We start from the raw sequence: 7,310 nt of genomic DNA, 5'->3' as shown, positions 1-7,310 counted from the left end.
CCCCCCCCCCCCCCCCCCCCCCCCCCCCCCCCCCCCCCCCCCCCCCCCCCTTTTAGATGTGTATAAGAGACAGAACCAGGTGTTCATGTATCTTGAACAGCATAAAATTTTTGAACATGAAGGAGCAAGACATCTTACTTCCCGCACTTGACAGATTAACTGAATTAACTGGAATAGATCCGAAAATCCTAAGCTATAAACCCGGACGGGGGAGAAGTTCAGACGCCGTAATAGAGCTCACAAAAGGACAACAAACGTCTATTTTGGAAGCCGAGGTAAAAACAGAGGTTAGGACAGCAACGTTGGATAACATCATCTCCAGACAACAACAGCGTGATGGCAGAATAATTCTGATAGCTAAATATATACCTACACCGATGAAGGAGGAATTGCGGAAACAAAATATTTGTTTCATCGAAACCTCGGGAAATTGCTACATCGAAACCCGGAGTATGTTCATTCTGATAAGTGATCAAAAAACCACTCCGCCAAAATATAACGATGACACAAAGTTATGGGCTCCGGCCGGGATCAAATTTTTGTTCGCAGTGCTTCAGGAGCCGGATATCCTAAACACCTCATATAGGAACATGGCCTATGCCTCAGGGGTAGCTTTGGGAAACGTTGGAAATTTTATTTCAGAACTGAAGCGGGACGGCTATATCATAACGGGTACCCGAATGGGGCAGCCCATCTTGTTGCTGGACAACAAAACTGCACTGTTAGATAAATGGTCTGATATGTACAGAACTGTTCTAAGACCCAAGCAAATGCTTGGCAGGTTTCGCTTTGCCAAAAAGGAAGATAAAACGAACTGGCATGAACATGCCGTACAATACGATGATATCCTCTGGGGCGGAGAAACTGCTGGAGCTATCCTTACAGGGCACCTGACGCCTGAAATTTATACCATATATTCTAATAGCGACCGATTTGATCTTATGAAAAGGTTAAGACTTGTTCCCTCAGCTGATGGCGATGTCGAAATCTTAAGGCCGTTCTGGAACAAAGAAAACACGGCGCCAGCAGATGGGACAATCCCCCCTATGCTCGCTTATGCCGAACTGATCAGCAGCCTTGATAGCAGAAACAGGGAGATTGCACTAAGAATAAAAGAAAGATATGTCGGATAAACCATTATTGCTACCACAGGTATCCGAGATGCTTGGTAAGATCAGTGAGGTGTGCGAAAAATTTGGAATTGATTTTTACCTCGTAGGTGCTATCGCAAGGGATATCCATTTATCTGCGAGCGAAGAGCTCCAGTCAACGCGGGGCACAAAAGATGTAGACCTTGCTATTACTATCAGCGATGAAGGCCAATATAACCAAATTAAAAAAGCCCTGATAGACACGGGGCTATTTGAAGGCCATGAAAAAGAAGCCATAAAACTGATCTATAAGAAAGGCATAGAATTAGATCTCCTCCCATTTGGAGAAATCGAGGAGCCAAACGGAAACGTGAAGCTCACCGATCCAACCTTCGTACTGAACATGCCTGGCTTCACCGAGATATATCCTTTTGCTCAAAATTACGATATAGGCAATGGCCAGATAGTGAAAGTCTGTAGTATAGAGGGCATTATACTTCTAAAGCTTATCGCCAATGACGATCGCCCAGAAAGAACCAAGGATATTGCAGACATTGAGCACCTCATCCAAAGCTATTTCGACCTGAACACCGATGACATATACCTGTCTCACTTTGAGCTATTGGAACTTTATGATACCAACGAAAACGACTACATCCGTCTGGTTTGCTCTAGGCTTATCGGACAAAAGATGAAGTTATTGTTAGCTAACTCGCCAGCACTTGCTGATCGAGTTAAGCAAATTTTAGCAAAACGCGAAACTGCCAGATGGCAGGCTATGTTAAACGGGATGATTGATAGCTGAAGAAAAAACCGAAAGATTTCCGAAGATTCCGAAATTTGCCTATTTTCCCCTATAATAAAATTTAAATGACCTCTCTAGCCCTCTCTGATATAGCCGTCTCGTTCCAGGAAAATTCTTGGAGTCCGTTATCGGGCCAACTCTCAATCGGTGAGTGTCTGGAGCTTATCGCTAGCGGCAACTACAGAACGCGCGTGGAGAAGCTAAGAAAGCATCTAGCAGATGGCGATACAGATTACTATGACCGGGAGAAAAGACGCCTCCCCGCTGTCACATTTTCTGCTAGTTTTGACAAAAAAAGAAATAGGTCATCTATTTCAATCTACAACCAGATTCTTGTGCTGGATTTTGACAAACTAACAAACGAATCGATGTCAGCTTTGAAATCCCAGCTCAAAAACGATCCACTCATCATATCCTTCTGGGAATCTCCCTCGGGCCTGGGACTGAAGGGACTGATGTACCTGGATTTTCCCCAAGATTTCCCTATACTCGACACAAACTTTAGGCATACGTATTCCTTCAGGAAAGTTCATAGTTATTTTAGGGAAAATCACGGGGTGGAACTGGACAAAAGCGGTAGTGATGTCACGCGATTATGTTTTTTTTCATACGATCCAAATCTTTTTACACGAAATGAAATAACGCCTTTTCTTGTTGCCTATACGGAAACAGAAGCTGCGATAGTGAACCAAACCCTTCGAACGGCGACATATTCTTATTCCGCGGAACCAACCGCTGACCAAAAATACAATCCTTTAAACAGGAACAGTCAAACCCACAGAACTGAAATACAGGCAATCATCAGATTCTTATCAAAAAGAGGACTATCTATAACCAACAGTTTTCGTAACTGGTATCAGGTATCCTATGCGATTGCCAATACTTTCACATATGAACTGGGAATGAAATATTTTTTGTCATTATCTAAACTCGATGGCAAAGGCTACAATGAAAAGGGCTGCCAAAATATGGTGGATTATTGCTATGCAAATTCGATGGGAAAGTTTACTTTTGCTACCGTAGTCTATTTTGCTAAGCAAGTTGGCTATAAGAAAGAGAAAGAGGTACCTAAGGTGGGGGAAATGTTATGAAAATAGCAAAGTACATCGCAAGTATTAACAGCTATTCTGTGCACGCCAAAGTTGGGAGGAGCTCTTATAGTTCAGTATTTTCTAGTCAGGGACCACTTTCTTTTTCTTTATGTTAACCCTCAAGGATTATTCATCAGAAAAAAACATCCTTGATATGCTGTGCCGCCTGAGGGTGAAGCTGGCCCATCGACGTAACAAGGACCACCTTATCCACCTGCATACAAAATCCAAAAAACACAATTATCATATAAGTTCGAACACCAGGAGCACTGAGCTATTGACCAGCTTGTTTCCTCCAAGAAAACAATGGAAATCGGTAATCGAGCGAAAAAGGATGAAAAATGGGGTTCCGCGCAGCTCGACAGAAAAGACAATGTTATCCCTGCAGGCAACGCTTAAGTTTTTCAGGAATGTCCAACCAAGCGCTCCGTTTTTGGGACGTTTAGACACCTTTATAAAAGAGGTTCAGGATGGCATACATGGAGGGAGCTACAAAATAGGGGCGCCAAAGATCATACCCAAACTAAAAGAAGATAAAGCAAGCCTCACAAAATCAAATATATGCCGCCCGATAGCTTCATTTGGTTTGAAGGATAAGCTTATTTTGAGCATCGTAAATAGATATTTGACAGAGGTTCTAGATCCTTTTTTCATCGACCATTCGTTTGCATTTAGGTCCAAACGCATGATTAAAGGAAAGCTGATCTGTCCGACTCATCATGAGCCTGTTGAGGAAATCCTCGATTACCGGAAAAGATTTGAGGAAGGAAATCTCTACGTTGCCGAATGTGACATGATGAAGTTTTTTGATACGGTGAACCATACTTTGATCAAAAAAATATTTTCACAGCTCTTCAACCGTAAGGGGATGGGAAATCATTCGCCGAAAGATTTGGCAGATGCAAAACGCATACTTAACGATTACCTTGAATCTTATACATTCAACAAAAGTGTTTTGCCACTGAACCATAAACAAGCACACTTCGATAAATTTCATATTCCAAAGGGCGAATATGCATGGGTAGGAAAAGAATTGATTGCCAATGGCCACTATAAACGTTTATCCTCTGCCAAAATTGGTATTCCACAGGGCGGAGCGCTTTCGGGACTTATTGCGAATGCCGTATTGCACAGTATTGACAAGAAAATTTCCTCACTTCAAGATGGGAATCTGCTCTACCTTAGGTTTTGTGATGATATGCTCATCATCCATCCACATCGAGAGAAATGTCAGCAGGCTTTCCAGCTGTATCTTTCGGGCTTGCAATCCAAGAAACTAATCGTCCACGATCCTGTTGCTGCCCCTTATGATACTGCCAAAAAATTCTGGTCAGAAAAATCAAAGAGCTGTTATAGATGGGGAAATGAAAGTGGAATGGGCTCTCCCTGGATTGGATTCGTAGGTTACGAAGTGCATTATCAGGGACACATAAGGGTAAGGAAAAGTTCACTTTTAAAGGAGATGAAGAAACAATTCCGCGTCGTGGGTGACTTGAAAAAGATTCTCAAAGATCCGCATTGCAGAAGCGGTAAAGGTTCAATCTATGAGTCTGTTGCCAGCCGTCTGATCGGTATGTCCGTTGGCAGGATTAATCTTTGGAACTATCAGCAGATCCCCAATGAAATGTGCTGGGTGAGTGGCTATAAGCTGTTAACAGATAACAAGTATTCGCGCATACAGCTAAAGCGATTGGACTCCAGCCGAAACCGATTGCTGCTCAAACTAAGATTGATGATTAGCAAGATGGGAAGCGACGATAGTTCGATTTCAAAACCAAACCAAAGGAGTTCCGAACCAATTTATTACGGATTTCCTTTTAGCTATTATTATCAGGCACTTAAAAACAAACCGGATCGGGGAATTTGACCGAGAAAATTAGGTAAAATATTTAGTATCAAAACATCATGTATATGGAAGATACCGACGATGACAAATTATGCTATAAATGCGTAATGGACGATTATCTAAGTGAAGAAATTAGGCAGAATGGAGTAAGCTGTGTATGTACATATTGCAAGAAAAAAAGACGATCCTACACGATAAGCCAAATTGCAGACCGTGTTGAGCAAGCTTTCGAACAGCATTTTGAGCCAACCAATGATCAGCCGACCGAGGAGGAGTACTACAGGCAACATTCAGATCCGGAATCCACATACTGGTGGTCTCGCGAGGGAGAAACCCTTCCTTTCTTACTTGAGGATATGGGTGGTATTCCAGAAAAGGCAGCCCAGGACATTCAAGAAATACTCCAAACCAGGTATTACGATCACGATACCGACTTTGAAGAGCAGCGATTCAGCAGCGAAGCCCTATATGAATTGAATGGTGTATCCGACCACCTATGGCAACAAGACTGGGAGGAATTCGAACGTGTCATACAATCCGAATCCCGCTTTTTCAGCAAAAAGGTGTATGACTATCTCTCTAGAATATTCAACGGCCTGGAAAAATTCACCTCCTACAAAAGTGCGCCGCTTATTAGAAAGACCGGATCGCCCAAGGGTATTAAAGGGCTTTACAGGGCTCGTGTCTTTCAGGACCGTGATGAGATGCTATCAGCTATCAAGAACCCCGATCAACAGATAGGTACGCCTTCTTCCAAATTTGCCCGAGGCGGACGGATGAATGCGCAAGGGGTAGCCGTCTTTTATGGTGCGACCAGCCAAGAACTTGCTCTCGCAGAGGTAAGGCCTCCTGTAGGGAGCAAAGTGGTAATCGGATATTTTGAAATATTACGTCCACTTCGCCTCCTCGACCTTACCGCTCTACGGAATGCAAGGGCGGAAGGCAGTATATTTGATCCAGAATATGCACCGCTACGTGAGAAAGCACTCTTTCTGACCCATCTTGTGGATCGTATTGCACTTCCCGTTATGCCTGCACAGGAATCAAAAGATTACCTCTCTACTCAGATTATTGCAGATTTTCTAGCCGAAGCACATGATCCTCCGTACGATGGGATCATATTCTCCTCGACACAATCCAAAAAAGATGGTGCAAATGTAGTGTTGTTCCATCGCGCCTCAAGGGTACAGCCTATAGAGGTAATAGCGGGGTCTACCATCACAGCGCATTCTAGTATTTACGAACCTGCGGAAGGAGAATATGAGAGCTATAACGTTGTTGTTACACCACCTTTTAAGCCTCAAAAGCAAGAAAAGGTGAAAGACCATATTTATCATCCTAGGTTTGGTTTCCTCCCATCTCCACGATGGCCCGTTTCAGAAGATTCAAGGGAAATCAGTTTAAAAATTCAAGAAAATAACCTGCAGATATTCGAGATAAGCTCACTCGAGGTCATAAAAAAGGAAATTCCATTCCAACGATCTATTTTAAAAAAAGAGCGTCCCATTAAAGATTCCGATATCTTGGATTTTTGAGCATTACATAGCTACTGATTTCTTTGTTAACGAGATATCAACCTGCTACTTAAAATAAAAATGAGATAGATACAGAGACGGCACAATTTTATTGCTAAAGAATGAGAGATGACTTTACATTAGAAACAAAAATCCAACTTGCAAAAAGAGTAAGTTATCACTGTTCATTTCCCGGCTGTGGAGCGATTACCATTGGGCCAAGTGAAGAAAGTGAAAAATCGACAAGTAGTGTTGGGACTGCTTGTCATATATCCGCCGCCTCACAAGGCACTGGTTCGCGCAGGTACGATGTCAGCTTGACCCCAGAGCAGAGAAAACACATTTCAAACGGTATTTGGATGTGTGATAAACACGGTAAGCTGATCGATACAGATGAAACAAGATTTTCAACACCCCTTTTGAAAGCTTGGAAAGAACTTGCGGAAAATATTGCGAGCCTTATGTTACAAAAAGGGTATGATTACAAAACTGCATTGCAATTATACGAAGGAAAAAAATTGGCGAACAATGACTTGATAATTGAAAAGACGGGCAGGGAGAATACCCTTATAGGTGATCTAGTCACAGATAGCTGTATTTCTATAGTTTGGGGCAAGAAAATTTCAGATGCGCTCCGGGACTATCTAATTGAGCACTTCCGAAATGCCTTTGGACATGGAAATGCTACATCACTGGAAATAAATATTCGAGAAAACGAAATCATAATAATAGATAATGGACTTGAATTTAACCCAAAAACATTAATTAATAACAATGAGAAAACTGGTGGAACTCTTGCAATAAAAAACTTACTAGGACACTCTGAAAGATTGATCTTTGCCACAAAGTGGAATGGGAACAATAACGAGACTGTGATTACCGTCCTTGAAAATGCTGATTCTATTCTCTCAATCACACCCTGCAGTGTTCAGCTTTCATTTAGCGATTTTCACCTTGGCAACT

Annotated in this window: 6 protein-coding genes; all 6 read left to right on the top strand. The window is 42.4% G+C overall.

Translation table 11 applies throughout. From position 1 onward, the window contains the following. Positions 1-116 precede the first annotated feature (116 nt). Positions 117-1,133 carry a type IV toxin-antitoxin system AbiEi family antitoxin gene (locus tag JHD69_RS18365; RefSeq protein WP_199141803.1) on the top strand — a complete coding sequence of 339 codons (1,017 nt, stop codon included), beginning with the start codon at positions 117-119 and terminating at the stop codon, positions 1,131-1,133. Next, positions 1,123-1,896 carry a nucleotidyl transferase AbiEii/AbiGii toxin family protein gene (locus tag JHD69_RS18360; RefSeq protein WP_199141802.1) on the top strand — a complete coding sequence of 258 codons (774 nt, stop codon included), beginning with the start codon at positions 1,123-1,125 and terminating at the stop codon, positions 1,894-1,896. The genes JHD69_RS18365 and JHD69_RS18360 overlap by 11 nt, the downstream gene beginning before the upstream one ends. A gap of 65 nt (positions 1,897-1,961) precedes the next feature. Further along, complete coding sequence (locus JHD69_RS18355; RefSeq protein ID WP_199141801.1) at positions 1,962-2,987, top strand: BT4734/BF3469 family protein; 1,026 nt, start codon at positions 1,962-1,964, stop codon at positions 2,985-2,987. Positions 2,988-3,321: 334 nt separating this feature from the next. Then, positions 3,322-4,854, top strand: a complete 1,533-nt coding sequence (locus JHD69_RS18350) for a reverse transcriptase domain-containing protein (RefSeq protein ID WP_199141800.1) — start codon at positions 3,322-3,324, stop codon at positions 4,852-4,854. Positions 4,855-4,898: 44 nt separating this feature from the next. Further along, positions 4,899-6,368, top strand: coding sequence for an RES family NAD+ phosphorylase (locus JHD69_RS18345; RefSeq protein WP_199141799.1), 1,470 nt, complete (start codon positions 4,899-4,901; stop codon positions 6,366-6,368). A 101-nt stretch (positions 6,369-6,469) separates the two neighbouring features. After that, a partial coding sequence (locus JHD69_RS18340; protein WP_199141798.1) for a hypothetical protein occupies positions 6,470-7,310 on the top strand: 841 nt, incomplete at its 3' end.

The sequence above is a fragment of the Pedobacter sp. ASV12 genome, from assembly GCF_016429155.1.
Taxonomy (GTDB): domain Bacteria; phylum Bacteroidota; class Bacteroidia; order Sphingobacteriales; family Sphingobacteriaceae; genus Pedobacter.
This window is presented reverse-complemented; position numbering and strand designations above follow the sequence as displayed.